This is a genomic window from Sporomusa intestinalis, assembly GCF_055383785.1.
In genome coordinates this window covers 1,795,089-1,812,861 of sequence record NZ_AP042390.1, presented here as the reverse complement: position 1 = coordinate 1,812,861, position 17,773 = coordinate 1,795,089, and the positions used below count along the sequence as shown (strand labels likewise).

The 17,773-nt window shown below is 54.3% G+C and carries 16 protein-coding genes and 1 riboswitch; of the genes, 4 read left to right on the top strand and 12 right to left on the bottom strand.

Annotation, left to right across the window (positions count from 1 at the left end):
- Positions 1 to 25: 25 nt before the first annotated feature.
- Positions 26 to 1,165, top strand: coding sequence for a GGDEF domain-containing protein (locus tag ACZ481_RS08155; protein WP_464769656.1), 1,140 nt, complete (start codon positions 26 to 28; stop codon positions 1,163 to 1,165).
- Here the strand turns inward: ACZ481_RS08155 and ACZ481_RS08150 are convergent.
- Together ACZ481_RS08150 and ACZ481_RS08145 are read right to left on the bottom strand one after the other, a co-directional pair.
- Positions 1,110 to 1,433 carry an AzlD domain-containing protein gene (locus ACZ481_RS08150; protein WP_464769655.1) on the bottom strand — a complete coding sequence of 108 codons (324 nt, stop codon included), beginning with the start codon at positions 1,431 to 1,433 and terminating at the stop codon, positions 1,110 to 1,112. The two genes, ACZ481_RS08155 and ACZ481_RS08150, sit on opposite strands and share 56 nt — an antisense overlap.
- Positions 1,423 to 2,109, bottom strand: a complete 687-nt coding sequence (locus ACZ481_RS08145) for an AzlC family ABC transporter permease (RefSeq protein WP_464769654.1) — start codon at positions 2,107 to 2,109, stop codon at positions 1,423 to 1,425. The genes ACZ481_RS08150 and ACZ481_RS08145 overlap by 11 nt, the downstream gene beginning before the upstream one ends.
- A gap of 113 nt (positions 2,110 to 2,222) precedes the next feature.
- On the opposite strand from ACZ481_RS08145, the gene pdxR reads away from it, so the two are divergent.
- The gene (pdxR, locus tag ACZ481_RS08140) at positions 2,223 to 3,737 is read left to right on the top strand and encodes a MocR-like pyridoxine biosynthesis transcription factor PdxR (RefSeq protein WP_464769653.1); all 1,515 of its coding nucleotides are present in this window, start codon (positions 2,223 to 2,225) and stop codon (positions 3,735 to 3,737) included.
- Positions 3,738 to 3,765: 28 nt separating this feature from the next.
- A complete protein-coding gene (gene ggt / locus ACZ481_RS08135) occupies positions 3,766 to 5,394 on the top strand; it encodes a gamma-glutamyltransferase (RefSeq protein ID WP_464769652.1) in 1,629 nt (542 codons plus the stop codon).
- Here ggt and ACZ481_RS08130 read toward each other — a convergent pair.
- The gene (locus ACZ481_RS08130) at positions 5,381 to 6,016 is read right to left on the bottom strand and encodes an HD domain-containing protein (protein ID WP_464769651.1); all 636 of its coding nucleotides are present in this window, start codon (positions 6,014 to 6,016) and stop codon (positions 5,381 to 5,383) included. The two genes, ggt and ACZ481_RS08130, sit on opposite strands and share 14 nt — an antisense overlap.
- 95 nt (positions 6,017 to 6,111) lie before the next feature.
- Here ACZ481_RS08130 and ACZ481_RS08125 point away from each other — a divergent pair, with 95 nt between their 5' ends.
- Positions 6,112 to 6,828, top strand: a complete 717-nt coding sequence (locus ACZ481_RS08125) for an SIMPL domain-containing protein (protein ID WP_464769650.1) — start codon at positions 6,112 to 6,114, stop codon at positions 6,826 to 6,828.
- A gap of 218 nt (positions 6,829 to 7,046) precedes the next feature.
- On the opposite strand, the gene purH is transcribed toward ACZ481_RS08125, so the two are convergent.
- The 9 genes from purH to ACZ481_RS08080 form a co-directional block, all read right to left on the bottom strand.
- Positions 7,047 to 8,588 carry a bifunctional phosphoribosylaminoimidazolecarboxamide formyltransferase/IMP cyclohydrolase gene (purH, locus tag ACZ481_RS08120; protein WP_464769649.1) on the bottom strand — a complete coding sequence of 514 codons (1,542 nt, stop codon included), beginning with the start codon at positions 8,586 to 8,588 and terminating at the stop codon, positions 7,047 to 7,049.
- A 19-nt stretch (positions 8,589 to 8,607) separates the two neighbouring features.
- Positions 8,608 to 9,225 (bottom strand): phosphoribosylglycinamide formyltransferase, encoded by a 618-nt coding sequence (purN, locus tag ACZ481_RS08115; RefSeq protein ID WP_464769648.1) that lies wholly within the window; start codon positions 9,223 to 9,225, stop codon positions 8,608 to 8,610.
- Positions 9,226 to 9,236: 11 nt separating this feature from the next.
- Positions 9,237 to 10,289 (bottom strand): phosphoribosylformylglycinamidine cyclo-ligase, encoded by a 1,053-nt coding sequence (purM, locus tag ACZ481_RS08110; protein WP_464769647.1) that lies wholly within the window; start codon positions 10,287 to 10,289, stop codon positions 9,237 to 9,239.
- 16 nt (positions 10,290 to 10,305) lie between these two features.
- Positions 10,306 to 11,742, bottom strand: coding sequence for an amidophosphoribosyltransferase (purF, locus tag ACZ481_RS08105; protein WP_464769646.1), 1,437 nt, complete (start codon positions 11,740 to 11,742; stop codon positions 10,306 to 10,308).
- Positions 11,742 to 12,452 (bottom strand): phosphoribosylaminoimidazolesuccinocarboxamide synthase, encoded by a 711-nt coding sequence (gene purC / locus ACZ481_RS08100; protein WP_464770596.1) that lies wholly within the window; start codon positions 12,450 to 12,452, stop codon positions 11,742 to 11,744. The genes purF and purC overlap by 1 nt, the downstream gene beginning before the upstream one ends.
- A 44-nt stretch (positions 12,453 to 12,496) precedes the next feature.
- On the bottom strand, positions 12,497 to 12,994 hold the full coding sequence (gene purE, locus ACZ481_RS08095; protein WP_464769645.1) for a 5-(carboxyamino)imidazole ribonucleotide mutase: 498 nt from the start codon (positions 12,992 to 12,994) through the stop codon (positions 12,497 to 12,499).
- Positions 12,995 to 13,119: 125 nt separating this feature from the next.
- Entirely contained in the window at positions 13,120 to 14,490 is a 1,371-nt protein-coding gene (locus ACZ481_RS08090; RefSeq protein ID WP_464769644.1) for an NCS2 family permease, read from the bottom strand.
- A gap of 210 nt (positions 14,491 to 14,700) precedes the next feature.
- A riboswitch (purine riboswitch) is annotated at positions 14,701 to 14,802 on the bottom strand.
- Positions 14,803 to 14,890: 88 nt separating this feature from the next.
- Positions 14,891 to 15,364: a NanQ anomerase/TabA/YiaL family protein gene (locus ACZ481_RS08085; RefSeq protein WP_464769643.1), complete on the bottom strand. Its 474-nt coding sequence runs from the start codon at positions 15,362 to 15,364 to the stop codon at positions 14,891 to 14,893.
- 369 nt (positions 15,365 to 15,733) lie between these two features.
- Positions 15,734 to 17,575 carry a nitrilase-related carbon-nitrogen hydrolase gene (locus ACZ481_RS08080; RefSeq protein WP_464769642.1) on the bottom strand — a complete coding sequence of 614 codons (1,842 nt, stop codon included), beginning with the start codon at positions 17,573 to 17,575 and terminating at the stop codon, positions 15,734 to 15,736.
- Between the last annotated feature and the right edge of the window lie 198 nt (positions 17,576 to 17,773).

The following is a 17,773-nucleotide window of genomic DNA, read 5'->3' as shown; positions in this document are numbered from 1 at the left end:
GTCAAGTTCTTATATGGAGGGACCTATGCCGAAAGAAAAAAAAATCGGTAAACCACTGGCAACCCGCATGTTTGTCCTGGCCTTAATTACCGGCCTTTTAATTTCTTTGTGCACGCCGCTGACTTATCTCGGCTGGGCCTGGAAAGCCAAACAGTCCGAAACTGCAGCCCTCACGCAGCAAATTGCCCGGGAAGCGCAGGCCATCATCAGCAGCCCCCCTTACGGGCAGCAGCACAACCAGCAGCAGCTTAACAAGCTGGCCTCGGCCTACCAGCACCAGCCTAATATCAAGCAGCTTACGATTGCTGTCAACCGGCTGGCCGGTGAAAACTCAGCCCCGGCTTCTTCCCCATCAATATTCGATATAACGAAACGCGCAGATATCATTGTCCACGGTACAGCCTACGGCTACGTTGAGCTGACAGTCACAGCGGCTCCTGTTATTATGTCTACCATACTCTTAGTTGGTATCTTTGTCGGCCTGGGCCTGTTAACCAATACCCTGCTGTACCGTCTGCCTGTCGGCATCATCAGTGAGACGGAAAAAGACCTGGATCTGATGACCGCCAAACTGAAAAATAAAGCCGCTGAACTTGCCCATGTGCAAAATATCCTGGAACAGGCGGCCCTTATTGACTGTAAAACCGGTCTGTGCAACACCAGCCAGTCGATCAGGCTGCTGGATGAAGCCATGGCCAGGGTAGCTGCCAATGGCGGCTCGCTCAGCGTGTTGATGCTGGATATTGACCATTTCCGGCATTACAATGACCGCTCCGGCTTTACCCGGGGCGATGAAGTGCTGGTAACCATCTCCACCTTACTGAAAACCTATATACGCAGTAGCGATTTGGCCGGACGGTTTGGCGGCGAAGAGTTTATTATTATCCTGCCTGATGTTAACAAGCCCCAGGCAATGGCCGCTGCTGACAGACTGCGGGCCAGCATTGAAAAACTTCCCTTTCCTGATGAAGAACATCAGCCCGGCCATAAGCTCACGGTCAGCATCGGCATCAGCACCTATACGGGTGAGCCCATATTGGTGCAGCAGCTCATTACCCAGGTTGAACAGGCGCTGCAATACGCTAAAAATGCCGGCCGCAATACAGTCTCTATATACCCAGCCACCGCAGCGACAGTATCGAGATCAACCCCAGCCCCATTGTAAGTATGGCATTCCGGCACAGATAAGCCGCCAATGCCGTCACGATTCCGGCAAGGAGATAATGATTATGCACTGACAGATCAATCCAGCCTTGCGGTAAAACTACCCCCGGCACAATCAACGCCGTTAAAACCGCAGTCGGCAGATGCTTAAACCAGCGTTCAAACCAGGATGGCAGACCGGTTCGTTTTAATAAGGCAACCGCCCCAAACCTTGTCAAGAAGGTAACAGCCGCCATCCCCAGGATAATCAGTATAATTTCAGACCGCATGCTTGTCCTCCTTTTCCAATAAGCCGCCTGTTATGCTTGCTGCCAAACAGGCGGCTATGATATACCATTTCCCGGGCAGGTATACGGCTCCCGCTACGGCCACAACCGCAGCCACTGAACAGACCGCGAGGCTGACATAGTTAGTCAGCCGCGGCACCAGCATAGCCAAAAAAGTGGCCGGCATGGCAAAATCAAGTCCCCAGGCCAGCGGGTCAGGTATATGGCGCCCTACCAGCACGCCGGCCGTTGTCGATGCCGCCCAAATAAAATAAAAAGCCCAGCTGCTTCCCATCTGGTAATTGGCATTATACCCTTCCCGGTCCGTACGGCTCATGGTAACGGCGTAGGCTTCGTCTGTCAGGGAAAAAGTCAGCAGCAACTGCCGGGCGAGCGGCAGCTTCAACAGATATGGCGCCAAAGACATCCCCATCAGCAAATGCCGCAGATTGATCAACAAGGTAGTAAATACAATAAGTCCCCAGCCGGTAACCCCTGCGCCTAACATAGTAATGCCAATAAATTGGGCTGCACCGGCAAATACCAGCAATGACATCAGGACTGTTTCCACAGGCGTAAGGCCTGCAGCAAGGCCCATTATCCCGCAGGTAATGCCAAAAGGCACGACCCCCAGCATAACCGGCAGGCTGTCCCGCACCCCTTGCCTGTACTCTTCCATAACCACACCACCTTTTGTAATTTATTTTATATTACCTGGCAGGAAAAACATTGTAAATATCCAATTCTTAATTCAGATACAGATAATTGGATATTAGGGAGTTATTTTTAAAAATGGATATATCCAGGATTTTTGCTAACCGGTTGCTTACCGTTGGAACGAAAACACCGCTCTATAAGCAGATTGCCGGCCTGCTGGCAGAAAAAATCAACAGCCGCCTGCTGCCGCCTGGCAGTAAACTGCCGCCGGAACGGGAACTGGCTGCTCTTTTGCAGGTTAGCCGGACAACAGCAATCAACGCTTACCGGCTGTTGGAGGAACAGGGCCTCATTATCACCAAAGTGGGCAGCGGTACTTATGTGGCCGATTTGCTGCCATCGCCGCCGTCCCCCCCGTCTATTCCCTGGTCACAGTTATTTACCCCCAGTCCCAATACGCAGCTGTCCTCCATTTTACGGGAACTGATAGCATCAGCCTACACAGACGACAGCATTTCCCTGGCAGCCGGTATGCCTGATCCGGCCCTCTATCCGCTTGGGCACTTTCACCGGCTGTTTGGCCGGCAGTCCTCCCTCCTCAGCGCCGCCGAACTGGGACATATCCCAACCGAGGGCTACATGCCGCTCCGCCGTATGCTGGCAGACAGGCTGCTAACAAAGGGCTATGACATAACGGCGGAAAATACTATGATCGTAAGCGGTTCCCAACAGGGCCTGTACTTAATTACTAAAGTTTTTCTGGAACCGGGAGACTATGTAATTGTTGAGGCTCCCACCTATCTTGGCGCCATCCAGGTATTCAGCGCCGCCGGGGCCCGTTTGCTCAGCCTGCCGGCGGCAAACAGCCTGCCCTTTGAACTGCTGGAAGACTATCTTGTCCGTTACCGGCCCAAACTGTTCTATGTTATGCCGACCTTTCAAAATCCCACCGGCCGGGTTATGGGACTGGCGGAACGGCGTAGACTATTAGAAATTGCGGCCAAACACCGTCTGGTCATTGTTGAGGATGATCCCTACGGCGAATTATATTACGACAGACAGCCCCCGCCTTCGCTTAAAGCCCTTGATCCATTTGGCGGCGTCATCGCCCTCGGCACTTTCTCCAAGATTCTTTTTCCCGGTTTGCGCACAGGCTGGGTGGCGGCGCCGGAGACCGTAATTAACCGGTTTGCCCTGGAAAAGCAATACATAGACCTGCACAGCAGCAATCTGTCCCAAAAGCTGCTCTTTGATTATCTGGCCGCCGGCCTGCTTGAGGACCATTTGCACACAGTCCGCGCGGAATACACAAAGCGCCGGGACTTAATGGCCGGCGCCCTGGAGCAATACTGCAGCCCGCACCTCGCTTTCACCCTGCCGGCAGGCGGCTTTTACTTCTGGTGCACCCTGAGCCAGGGGTTCCTGACCAGGCAGCTCTTGCATGAAGCAGGCAAAACGGGGGTATCTTTCGTTCCCGGTGAGGCCTTTTATGCCGACGCTGCCGGCACCGGCGAGCTGCGCCTGTGCTTTGCCACCCATCCGGAAGAACGCCTGCTGGAAGGCATCAGACGCCTGAGCGCGGCGCTCCAGGTCCTCGCCGGCAGCAATACCGGCAGCCAGCCGCGGCCGGCGGTAACTCCCCTTATCTAATCTAGTAACAGTAGGAGGAGGTTACAGTATGACAACTGCAATGGCGCCCCACGGTATGGTAACCACGCCCCACTCGCTTGCCTCCCAGGCAGCTTTGACTATGCTCAAGCAGGGGGGTAACGCGGTAGAAGCGGCAATTACCGCCGCCGCTACCCTTAGTGTTGTCTACCCTCATATGAATTCGATCGGCGGCGACAACTTCTGGCTTATCTATAATGCCGGCGCCGCGGAGGTGAAAGGCCTGAATGCCAGCGGCCGGGCCGGCAGCTATGCCACAATTGACTACTATCGTTCGCAGGGCTATGGGACAATCCCCACCCGCGGTTATCTGGCGGCCAATACGGTGCCGGGCATCATTTCCGGCTGGCAGCAGGCCTATGAGTATTCCCGGCAGCACCTGGCCGGCCGCTGTCCCTGGCCGGACCTGCTGGCGGCAGCCATTGATTATGCCCACAACGGCTTCCCGGTTACCCCCGGCCAGGCAAAATGGACACTGGCGGCGCTGGCGCCGGCGAATACCCGGTTTGGCAGCCAGAGCTGCTATGCCGAGTTCCGGCGCCTATTCCTGAAAGCAGACGGCAGCCCCTATCAAACCGGCGAATTATTCCGCCAGCAGGACCTTGCCGCCACGCTGAAGCTGATAGCGGCCAAAGGGGCCGGCGAATTCTATCAGGGGACAATCGCAGCCCGGCTGGTATCGGAATTGCAGGCCCACGGAGGCGTACTGGCCCTTGACGATTTTAAGCGCCACACGGCCGACTGGGTGCCGCCCCTCAGTGTAGACTACCGGGGCTATCAGGCCTATAACCTGCCGCCTAATACCCAGGGCCTGGCCTCACTATCCCTGCTGAACATCCTCAATAATTTTGACATTTCCGCCCTCGGCGAGGGAACAGCCGCTTATTATCACCTGCTCATTGAAGCCACCAAGCAGGCCTTTGCCGACAGGGACAGGTGGCTGACAGACCCTGATTTCGCCAACATACCGCTAGGCCCGCTGCTTTCCCGGCAGCATGGCTGCGATTTGGCCGCCCGTATTGATATGAGCCGCGCCGCCGGCGGGATTACCGCCCTAGACCCGGGCGGTGATACGGTCTGGCTGGGGGTGGTGGATAACGGCGGCAATGCCGTTTCGCTTATTCAAAGTATTTATTATGATTTCGGCTCAGGCATTATCCCCCGGGGAACAGGCGTATTATTGCAAAACAGGGGCAGCTATTTTTCCCTGAATCCGGCGCATGTAAACTGTCTGGCCCCGGGCAAGCGGACCTTCCACACCCTCAATCCGGCCATGCTGCTAAAAGATCATAAGCCCTACCTGGTGTATGGAACGATGGGCGGCGAAGGCCAACCGCAAACCCAGGCCGCCCTGGTGACAAGAATTATCGATTTCGGCTTTGCTGTCCAGGCGGCAATCGCTGCCCCCCGCTGGCTCTATGGCCGCAGCTGGGGCGCGGCGGCCAATAATGTCAGGCTGGAAAGACGGGTGCCGCCGGCAGTAGCCGGTCAGCTTGCCGCCCGGGGTCATCCGGTCCAAACTGTCGGGGATTTTGATGATATTATGGGCCATGCCGGGGCGATCCTGATTCACCCTGTTACCAACGTAAAACACGGCGGTTCTGATCCGCGCGGTGACGGTGCCGCTATCGGTTATTAAGCCTGAGCTGTTCGCTGAGCGCCAATAGATTCCTGCGCGCGGCCTGTTCGTACCGTTCCCGGAAAAACGGGGTTTGATAGATTGCCTCCCGCTTAAGCAACTGTTGAATAACCTGCTGACGCCCCTGGCAATAGTCAGCGTCAGACAAATAGCCGTATTCAGTCCTGATCTGCCGCTCGTAAGCAAAAAAACCCGCCTCGGCCCGCCCGAGCACCGCCAGGTCAATATCGGCCAGATATGCTCCGTCGCGGCTGCCGGCAGCCTGCCGGTGATCTGTCGGCAGAATGAGACGAACCGCCTGGCGGCCGAACCGGGCCGGCAGACCAAGCTCAGCCGCCGCCTGCCGGGCCGCGGCAGCGCTTAAAAATTCATTGCCTGCGGCCCCGGGTACACAGACAATATCATGAAACCATAAACTATACTCCACCAGTTCCGGCTGCAGCAACCGGGGCTTAATCTTATCCAGCTGCCGGAAACAATCGCTAAGATGAGCAAGGCCATGATAGTGCCGGAAATATTGCTGATAACTGTCCAGCAATAACCGGAGGACCCCGGCCCCTGCCTGGTTATTCACGCCTAAGCTGCCGGCCAGAGCCTGCCAGCGCGGCGAAAGTTGCGCCATAACAATGCCTCCTGGTTTTTTTCCAATATTTCCGTTACCGGGCGTTACTTTCCCTCTGCGCCTGCGTTTATATAGGCAAAGGGAGTTGATCACACATGTATAAATTCATTAAAGTTTTAACCATGGCGCTGCTAATTATGACAGTTGCGCTGCCGGCGGCGCTGGCGGCCGAGAAAAATCCCAACATTACCGAAGTTCAGGTAGGCGGCAGCCACCAGGCGGAAATGGCGCCCGATATCGCCTATATCAATCTGGGGACTCTGACGGAAGCGGCTACGGTGACCGCTGCCCAGACCAAGAATGCTGAGATCTCGGCCAACCTGCGCCGCCAGCTGGCTGACCTGGGAATTAAGCCTGAATACATAAAAACGGCGCACTATACGGTAACGCCGCTCTACAAAAATGATGACAATGGCCGCCGCCTGCCCAGCATTATCGGCTATCAAATTACCAACAGCATTACCGTAACCGCTGCGCCGGAACAGGCCGGTGAAATTATTGATACGGCGCTTACAGCCGGCGCCAATCAGGTCAACAACATCCGTTTTGGCAAAAAAGACGAGTCCGAGATTAAAAACGCCGCCCTGGCCCAGGCCGTCCGCGACGCGATGAGCAAAGCCGAAGCGGTTGCCGCAACCTTAAATAAACGGATTGTCCGGGTTAAAAGTGTTACCGAAACCGGCATCAATCTGCAATCGCCGGAACTGGCCGGCCGTGTGTACAGCAAAAGCCTGATGGCCGATGCCACCCCGGTTTCAGCCGGGCTGGTGATGCTTTCCGCCAATGCCCAGATAGTGGTAGAACTGGAATAAGACCATAGCGCAATGAACAAAAGGGTCAGGCCCGGTGCCTGACCCTTTGCTTATCTAAGTGTCTTGACCACATTATTTTTTCGTTTGATGACGGCCAAAATGACCAATGGCGGCGTCAGCCCCTCCTAGCAGACCCCTTCCAGTATGCGTCGTCGGCGCTTCCTTGCCCTTGGCCATTTTGTCTCGCCCTAAAACTAAAATATAACATGGCCAAGTCACTAGTGTTTAAAATGCCGCATACCGGTAAATATCATAATCATATCATGTTCATCAGCGGCTTTGATTGAATCTGCATCATGCACTGAGCCGCCAGGCTGAATAATCGCTTTAATCCCGGCCGCCGCCGCCGCCTGCACCGTGTCGGCAAAGGGGAAAAATGCGTCCGAGGCCAAAACAGCCCCTTGGGCCTGGTCGCCGGCCTGGGCCAAAGCGATGCCGGCCGCCCCGACCCGGTTCATCTGGCCGGCGCCAACGCCCAGCGTCTGATTGTGATTGGCAATGACAATCGCATTGGATTTAACATGCTTGACAACCTTCCAGGCAAACAGCAGCTGCTCCCAGTCTGCGGCCGCCGGCTGGCGCCTGGTAACGATTTTCATATCGTCCCGGCTGGCAGTCGTCATATCGGTTTGCTGCACCAGCACCCCGCCAGCCACTGCCTTGATATCAAGCCGGGTGCTGTCAGGCTGCGGCAGGCCGGCAGCCAGCAAACGGACATTCTTCTTTTTTGTCAGAATGTCAAGAGCCGGCTGGCTGAAAGCCGGGGCGATGACAGCCTCGGCAAACAGCCCGCTGATCAGTTGGGCCGTTTCCTGATCCACTTCCCGGTTTACACCGATTATGCCGCCATAGGCCGAAACAGGATCAGACTGATACGCCTTCTGGTACGCTTCGGCCAAGGTCGCCCCCGTGCCGGTGCCGCAAGGATTGGTATGTTTAATAATGGCTGCTGCCGGTTGTTCAAATTCAGCGGCCAGCGCATAAGCCGCTTCAACATCAACAATGTTGTTGAAAGACAATTCTTTGCCGTTCAATTGTTTGGCATTGGCCACCCCCGGCCCGGCGTAATGCTGTTCACGATAAAAACCGGCCGCCTGATGGGGGTTCTCCCCGTAACGCAGATCCTGAGCCTTTTCATACACCAGCTGCAGTGTTGCCGGGAACAGCCCCTGCCCGAGCCGGCCGCTCAAATAACGGGCGATACAGGCATCATAGCCGGCCGTGTGGCTAAAGGCTTCCTGCGCCAGGGCCATCCGGCTTGTGCAGTCAATCTCCCCGCCGGCCGTCAGCTGGGCAATAACCTCCCCGTACCGCACCGGGTTGACAATCACTGTCACATAGTGAAAATTCTTGGCCGCGGCCCGGATCATAGCCGGACCGCCGATATCGATGTTTTCCACAGCCTCTGCCAGCGTCACCGCCGCTTTGGCAATCGTTTGACGGAAGGGGTACAGGTTAACAGCCACCAGATCAATCCCGGCGATATGGTGCTCGTCCATCGCCGCCAGGTGAGCGGGATTATCGCGAATCGCCAGTATGCCGCCGTGGATATAGGGATTTAGCGTTTTTACCCTGCCGTCCATAATCTCCGGAAAACCGGTAACTTCACTAACATAGGTGACAGGTATGCCGGCGTTTTTAATGGCTTGCATCGTCCCCCCGGTTGAGATAATCTCCACTCCAAGATTATGTAAAGCAGTAGCAAACTCAACAATCCCGGTTTTATCCGACACACTTAAGAGTGCGCGCTTTATTTTCATCAGTATCCCTCGCTATCACTTACTCTTTGTTTAGTATATGTACATGCCGGCCGGTCAAAGTCAGTCGCCCCTCGCAGTATAAAGCGAGAGCACGGGGGTAGAGAATATGTTCGGCGTGCAAAATCCGTTCCGCCAGGGTCTCAACAGTGTCCGTTTCCAGGACCGGTACGGCTTCCTGCAGAATAATCGGGCCGGTGTCCATCCCGGCGTCAACAAAGTGTACTGTACAACCGGCAACCTTCACCCCATAAGCCAGGGCCTGGGCCTGCGCGTTTTCGCCGGGAAAGGACGGCAGCAGCGCAGGGTGGATGTTCATGATCTTTCCGGCAAAACGGTCAATAAAATCGGGGCTTAAAATCCGCATAAAACCGGCCAATACCACCAGTTCAACATGGTGAAGGGCAAGTTCTTCGGCAACAGCGGCCTCAAATTCCCGGCGACCGGCAAATAAACGCCGGTCAATGCACAAAGCCTGAAAATCCAGCCCTGCCATCCGTTTGAGCACATTCGCCTCCGGGTTATCACTGATAACCACACCAATTTTGGCATCAAGCCGGCCGGCCTGAATGGCGTCGACGATCGCCTGCAGATTGCTGCCCCGGCCTGATGCCAATACACCGATTACCGTTTTTTTCATAGCACAGCCTCCTATTTGAGTTCCACCTGGCCCTCACCGGCAATCACCCTGCCGATAATATAGGATTTTTCCTCGCGGTCGGCAAGATTGGCCTGGATAGCCGGCACTTGCCCGGCAGGAACGATCAAAATCATGCCAATCCCCATGTTAAAGGTCCGGAACATCTCGGCTTTGGCAACGCCGCCCCATTGCTGCAGCAGGCTAAAGATCACCGGCTGAGGCCAGGCGCGGGAATCTACCTCAACCGCGCAGCCGGCCGGCAATATCCGCGGAATGTTATCATAAAAGCCCCCGCCGGTAATATGCACCATGCCATGGATATCAAATTCCGCAATCAGCGGCAGGCAGGTTTTGGGGTACAAGCGGGTTGGTTCCAGCAGTTCCTGGCCCAGCGTGCGCCCGAGTTCGGGAATAAAGTCGTCAACACTCAGTTTTTTTACATCAAAACAGATCTTGCGCACCAGGGAATAGCCGTTGGAGTGAATACCGCTGGCAGGCAGGCCAATCAGCACATCGCCGGGCGCGATCTTTTCGCCGGTTATAATCTTCTCCCGGTCAACAACACCTACGGCAAAGCCGGCAATATCATATTCACCATCCGGATAAAAACCGGCCATCTCGGCGGTTTCACCGCCAATAAGGGCACAGCCGGACTCACGGCAGGCCATCGCCACCCCGCTGACAATCGCCGCCACCTTTTCCGGTTCGAGCTTGCCGACAGCCAGGTAATCCAGGAAGAAGAGCGGTTCAGCTCCCTGTACCAGGATATCATTGACACACATGGCCACGCCGTCCTGGCCGATGGTATCATGCCTGTCGGCCATAAAGGCAATTTTCAGCTTGGTGCCCACACCGTCGGTGCCGCTTACCAGCACAGGCTGGCGGTATTTACCGGCATTCAGGGCGAACAAACCGCCAAAACCGCCGATGTCCCCCAGGACCTCGGGGCGGTAGGTGGAGCGCACATGGCGCTTCATTAATTCCACGGCCTTGTTGCCGGCATCAATATCCACCCCGGCATCCCGGTAGGTAAGTTCAACATTTGTCTTTTGCTTATCGGTCATTTTTCGACCTCCTGCTCTAGCATTTACTTGCTGTTGGTTCAAACAGAAATTTATTATTCGCACAATCACCCTCGCCGGGGGTCCGGGCCGGGTAATCACAGTTAAAACAGGCATTGCACAGGGTTTTTTGCGGAATTTTGTCAATCGACGCATGCAGGCCTGCCAGGCTCAGATAATGCAGCGAATCGGCACCGATAAACTGCCTGATCTCCTCTACTTTTTTATAGGAGGCAATCAGCTCCTTGCGGGCCGAGGTATCAATGCCGTAATAACAGGGAAAGCCGATGGGCGGCGAGCTTACGCACATATGCACGGCTGTGGCACCGGCCTCCTTCAGCATGCGGACAATCTTGCCGCTGGTGGTGCCCCGCACAATGGAGTCATCCACCATGATCACCGATTTGCCTTTCACCACTGAGCCGACGGCGTTCAGCTTAATCCGGACACCCATATCCCGCTTTTTCTGCTCCGGCTGGATGAAGGTCCGGCCGATATAACGGTTCTTCATCAGGCCTTCGGCAAAGGGAATGCCCGATTCATGGCTGTACCCCAAAGCAGCGGTTGTCCCCGAGTCGGGCACCGAGATGACGATATCGGCCTTAAAGCCGCTCTCGCGCGCCAGGGTGCGGCCCATGCTGAAGCGGGCCTGGTATACACTCTGGCCGTCAATGACGCTGTCCGGCCGGGCAAAGTAGATATACTCAAAAACACAGCCGGCCCGCCGGTCAGCCTCGGCAAAGCGCCGCGACACCACGCCGCTGTCGTCGATAATGACCATCTCGCCTGGTTCAATGTCGCGGACAAATTCGGCACCGACCGTATCCAGCGCACAGGATTCGGAGGCCAGTACCCAGCCATCGCCCAGACGTCCCAGGCACAGCGGCCGGAACCCGTGCGGGTCGCGCACGCCAATCAGCTTGGTTTCGGTCATAATAACCAGGCAATAGGCACCATGAACATTAGCCAGGCTGTCGATAATCTTGTCCTCAACCGCCGTCTTGCCGGAACGGGCAATGAGATTTACCAGCACTTCACTGTCGATGGAGGTTTGGAATACACTGCCTTTTCTTTCCAGCTCCTCCCGTATTTCATGAGCATTGGTCAGATTGCCATTGTGGGCCAGGCTGATCTGGCCGCCGGAATAATTGACCAACAGCGGCTGGGTGTTGCGCAAGAGGCTGGAACCGGTGGTCGAGTAGCGAACATGGCCGATGGCAATACGCGCCGGCAGCTCAGGCAGGTTATGCCGGAACACCTCGTTCACCAGCCCCATGCCCCGCTGTACATCCATGACCTGACCGTCAGTAACGGCAATGCCAGCGCTCTCCTGCCCCCGGTGCTGCAGTGCATACAGGCCCCAATAAGTGGACAGCGCCACATTCTCCTGACTGGCAAAGATACCGAATACGCCGCACTCTTCCCGCCATTTATCGCTTTGTCTATCGTAAAGCATTAGGAATTCTCACCTGTCAGTCTTTTCAGCACTTCCCGGTAGGCTTCCTCAACATTGCCTAAATCCCGGCGGAAACGGTCCTTATCCAGCTTTTGTCCGGTTTCACTGTCCCAGAACCGGCAGGTATCAGGCGAGATCTCATCCCCGAGCAGCACCTCGCCCTTATGCACGCCAAATTCCAGCTTAAAGTCGATTAGCTCCACTTTTTTATCCTTCAGGAAAGCGGCCAGAATTTCATTAATTTTCAGGGCATATTTTTCCATCGTTTCCACCTGGGCCGGTGTTGCCAGACCAAGGGCCTTGATATGATAGTCATTGATCAGCGGGTCTCCCAGTGCGTCATCCTTATAATAAAGCTCGATAACGGTGGACGGCAGTTTGCGCCCTTCTTCCCAGCCAATGCGCTTCGCCAGACTGCCGGCGGCAATATTGCGGACAACAACCTCGACCGGCAGAATAGCCAGCTTTTTTACCAGCATTTCCCGCTCACTGCGCATTTTGATAAAATGATGGGGAATGCCTTCCTGGCCCAGCAGATTAAAGAAAAAGGTCGAGATTTTATTGTTAAATACCCCTTTGTTGCCAATGGTGCCGCGCTTTTCACCATTAAAGGCGGTGGCATCGTCCTTAAAGTACACCAGCAATTCATCCGGGTTCTCTGTGGCAAATACTTGTTTTGCCTTTCCCTCATACATCGGTTTTTGCGTCATCATTTTCTGCCTCCTAAAATATTCAATGCTTAAGAATTCAAGTATTAACCACGCCCGGCAAGCTTCTCAGCCAGGCGGGCATCTTTTTTTTCTACTTCGGCGGCCATCTGTTCACGGTGAGCAGTCAGCTTAGCGGCAAGGCCCTCCTGCTGAACCGCTAATATCTGGGCCGCAAACAGGGCCGCATTTTTGGCACCATTAATCGCCATCGTCGCCACCGGAATGCCTGCCGGCATTTGGACGATGCTTAGCAGCGCGTCCATGCCCCCGAGCGGAGTGGCATTAACGGGAATACCGATGACCGGCAGGGTGGTAAAACTGGCAATCACCCCCGGCAGGTGAGCCGCTGCTCCGGCCGCGGCAATAATGACCCGGACACCGCGGTCCCTGGCCCCGGCCACAAATTGGTGCACCTTAGCGGGTGTGCGGTGGGCCGATGCCACCAGTAATTCTGTCTCAATGTCAAATTCATTCAGCTGGGCAACAGCCGGTTCCAGTACAGGCCAGTCGGAATCACTGCCCATAATAATTGCTACCTTCATATCCTCATCCTCTCCTTTACGCAGCCTGCCGCCGTGTTGTGGAAAATATATAGTCATGATGAACCGTGTTAGCTCTGTAAGTAAACCCAGATATTTTGATTAAATATCTGGGTTTAGTCTCCCCGCTATTCAGCCAGGAATACGAACCGGCATACAACAAGCACCGCCAGAACATAGACGATCCAGTGTACCTCGCGCCCCCGGCCGGTAACCAGTTTCAGCAGCGGATACATGACCAGGCCGGCGGAAATGCCGTTAGCGATACTGTAGGTAAACGGCATCATTACAATGGTCAGAAACGCCGGCAGCCCTTCTGTCAGGTCACCAAAGTCAATATGCCGGATCGACTCGATCATTAATGCCCCGACAATGATCAGGGCCGGCGCCGTGGCCGCATCAGGAATAAGCCCGGCCAGGGGTGTAAAGAACAGGGCCAGAAAAAAAAGCACACCACAGACAACTGCAGTCAGTCCGGTACGGCCGCCCGCCCCCACACCGGCCGCACTCTCAACATAGGCGGTAATGGTGCTGGTTCCCAGCATAGCCCCCAGACTGACACCGGTGGCGTCAACCAGCATGGCTTTGCCAATACCGGGGAATTTCCCTTTCTTATCCATCAGGCCGGCCTTGGAAGCAGTGCCCACCAGGGTCCCCATGGTGTCAAACAATTCAACAAAAGTGAAGGTAAAGATAATCGCCAGCAGGCCCATATTCAAAGCCCCCATGATATCCAGGGCCAAAAAGGCATTATTGCTGAAGTCGGGCATGGCAACAGGCGAAAAACCGGCGGGAATTTTTACAATACCCATGATGATGCCCACAACGGTGGTAATAAAAATGCCGATGAGCATGGAACCCTTTACCTGACGGGCCATCAGCACGCCAATAAAGATAAAGCCAAACACGGCCAATAAGACTTCCGGCCGGGCCAGCTGCCCCATCTCAATAATAGTTTCAAAGCTAAGAGGCGTGCCATTGCCTTTAGCGGCAACAAGTTTCTCCAGCGTAGGCGGGATCAGCGACAGGCGGATACTCATAATGCCTGACAGCTTTAGACCGATAACAGTGATAAAAAGGCCGATCCCCACGGTAATGGCATGTTTTAACGAAGTGGGCATACCCTCGACCAGCAATTGCCGCACCTGAGTTACAGTAAGCAAAATAAAAATAAGACCGGAAATAAATACGGCACCCAGCGCAACCTGCCAGGGAACCCCCATGCCAATAACAACCGTAAAAGCATAAAAAGCATTAAGCCCCATGCCCGGTGCCAGGGCAATCGGATAATTGACAAAAACGCCCATCATAATCGATACCAGGCCGGCGCCGATTGCGGTAGCCAGGAGCACCGCATTCTTGTCCATGCCCGCTGCCCCCAGAATGCTAGGGTTTACAAACAATATGTAAGCCATAGTCATAAAGGTGGTACTGCCTGCAATTACCTCAGTTCTGACATCGGTCTTGCGGGAACTGAGCTTAAAAAGTTTTTCCAACATTTCTTTTTTTCTCCCCTTCGGCAATATAGTTGGAGTGTTGCCGCAAACGCTACAGTTTATCCGAAAACGCAAAAAACCCCTGACAGGGAATTTTCGCATGAACTATAGAGCGAAACTTCCCCGCCAGGGTTTTTATCCCATCGGTGTAGTGTCAACAAGCAACACCTGCGCCACTTGGTCACAGACCACAGCATAGAAGCTCTGCGGAACCCTAGGCGCACTTTCACTCGTAGTCGGGCGATTTACGGTCGCCAGGTAGAGACTTTTGAGCCATATCCTCAAATATATACGAGTATATTGATTTACTTGTATTGTACCAGGAGTGGACAAAATATGTCAATGAAAAAATCGAACTTTAATAATCATTTTGGAATTATTGTTCGGAAACCACCGGCAGCGCTCATTTCAGCAGGGACATCCTGATCTTGACAACCGCCTTTTTGACCGGCTGCGCTTGCTGCCATGCACAGTTCGGACGATGCACGTCCCAGGGAAAAAATACGGCATACATGCCGGCAGTCATCACCAGATCGGTTTCGGGCCGTGCAGTGTTATAGAAAATGACATCCCTGGCTGCCAGCTCGTCTGACAATACCTCATTGTCATCGGCCAGCAAGCTGTAAGCAATCAGTTCTTCGCCGGCAATCATATACTGGATATCCAGATACTCCACATGCGCCTCGGCCCTGCGCATTTCCCGGGGCTGGGTCTCATATTCATTAATCGCCACATACATGTCCCGGCCTTCAATCTCATGCTTGCCGGCCGGCAGCGCAGACAGGTTTGCTGTTGTAAGATATGCAAGCCCCTTGACAAGGGCCCGGGGCAGTAATGGTGCATCCTTTGCCAGGGTTGAAATGTGTCCGAAAATCACATATACTCCTCCAATGTTGTATTATAATCTACCGGCGCCAAGCTACCGCGGCCGGGAAAACGAAACAAGCCACGCCTGCGATTGCCGGCATGCGGCGACAGGCTTTACAGCAGGCTGCAGATGGGACTCTGCCAGTTGGTTATAATTAGCTTGTCAATATTCTTCGGCAAAATTCTGGCAAATCCTTCATTTTTTTTGCCATACGGATAACGCCAAACAGTACATCCCGATGCACAAGCTTACTGCCCCCCTATCCCCGCTGCCTGCCTCGCCCTGATTGTGGTATTCAATATTGGCAGCGCAAAAAAAAACCCGTTGGCCTAAGGCCAAGGGGTTGTGGAGTTTGTCTGTTTTTTTGCAAAAGGGCGGCTATTGTACAAGGGGAACATAATAGGGCGTCCGCCTTGACAGCAGCAGCTTCTCCTGGTTAAACCACCATTGCGGCTGAATGGTCTTAAAGGTAACCACCAGAACTTCTTCTTGGTCGCCGGCTGCCACAGCCGGCTGATCAAGACCATACAGCGGATCCAGGGTGTACAGACTGCTATGACCTGAATAGCCCGCTTTGGTTCCTACAAAATTAGCAACCAAAGTATACGCCTGCGCGCCCATGGCGGCGGCATCCCAGGTAATCATCGAGCCTGCGGGATACTTATTGGCCGACATAGCCGGATGCATTGTCATATAAGAACCGTACTGGCCATGCCAGGCCGACGGTATGGCAATAAAATCAGCCCGCTTAACGGCCAAAACCCCGGCCGCTTCCGGATAGAGCGCATCTTCACCAATTACTATGCCGAACTTGCCCAGTTCCGGAGCGCTGAATACTGCCAGTCTGCCGCCGGCAGTGGCCCATCTTTTATCACTGTCGCTGAGATGGGTCTTGCGGTATTTGCCAATCTCGCTGCCCCTTTTGTCAACAACAATCGCGGCGTTATACAGTTTATCTCCCTCTTGCTCAATCAGGCCATATACTATCGCTGCCTGGCTGGCTTGGGCGAGTTCAGCCATAAACGCGGCTATGCCGCCATCTGCCGGTTCGGCAAGGGATTTTACGGCTGCAATACTCTGATCTTCCACCGGGCCGGTCAAAGAGAGTTCCGGCAAAACGATAATATCCAGGCTGTTATTCTCCTGGCGGGCCTGCTCTACCGCTGCGGAAATGAGCCGGGCCACCTTGGCTTTATTGGCCGTTTTATCGCCGACCACCGGCTCGTACTGGACAAGGCCTGCCCTGAGTTCATGGGGGGTGGTATTCTTGGTGTAGTCCCACGGTGCAATATAGAGCATTAAATCCTTATACAGTTCCGGCCGCCGGGCTGCCAATCGCTGTTTATTCTTGTTTTTGTACGCTTGGGGATCGATTATTCCGTAAAGAATCAATGGTTCATCAACGGCTTGGCTTTTATCCGCTGCTAACGGCGCTTCCGCCAGTTTCACCCCTGTTGGTGACCAGATTGCACTGGCCCCGATCATATGAAATCCATTTTCCGTGTTGGAGCGGTTGGCGCTGACAATATACAGCCCATTTTGCTGCGCCCTTGCCGGCAAAGCGGCAATAGCCTGGGCGGAAGAGTTAGTCGGAAAAGCCAGGATATCCGCCCCGCCCAGCGCTGCTAACCTGGCGGATTCAAAATAAGCGGCATCCATACAAATATTAATCGCAATCCTGCCGATACCGGTAGTAAATACGGGAACTCCCAAATCCCCCCACGCAGCCCAATGCTCCTCTGTCTCCCACTGATGGGTTTTTCTGTACTTGCCGATATATCCCTCAGGCCCAACCAGCGCTGCCGCATTATAAAACAGGTCGGTCCGGGCATCTTTTTCCGCCATGCCAAAAACGGCATAGCCATTATATTTCCTGGTTAGCTGTGCTACCCGCTTGGTTGCTGTGCCGGGAATGGTATCAACAAAAGGACGTATCGCCTCCCGGTCCCGGTAGTAATACCCGGTAGTCGACATCTCCGGGGCTACCACCAGTTTAGCACCGTTTTTAAACGCCTGTTCGATTACATGTAATAACTCGTCAATATTTTTATCCCGCTCGTTCAGGCTGGGATTAAACTGAACGGCAGCAACCCTGAAGGGCTGTAATTTGTTATCACTGCTTTTCGCGGCTACGGTATTAGTCATGGTCCCCGCTAAAATCAGGGTAATCGTACCTGCTAACGCCAGGCACAGGGTAAAGAGCCGCAGCTTTGCATACATTTGTGAGCCCCCTTTTCATATTACTTATGCCAATACGGTGTGGCAGCAGTTAAGCTAAAATCCAGACTCAGAACAGAGCATAAACTAAATTATTGCAATAACTATGCCAGTATCTTCAGTGCCTGCCAAATATTCCCCCCTTGCTTGTCAATGGTGTTAAACTACCCATCCGCCTTTGTCAGCGCCTATAAAACATTC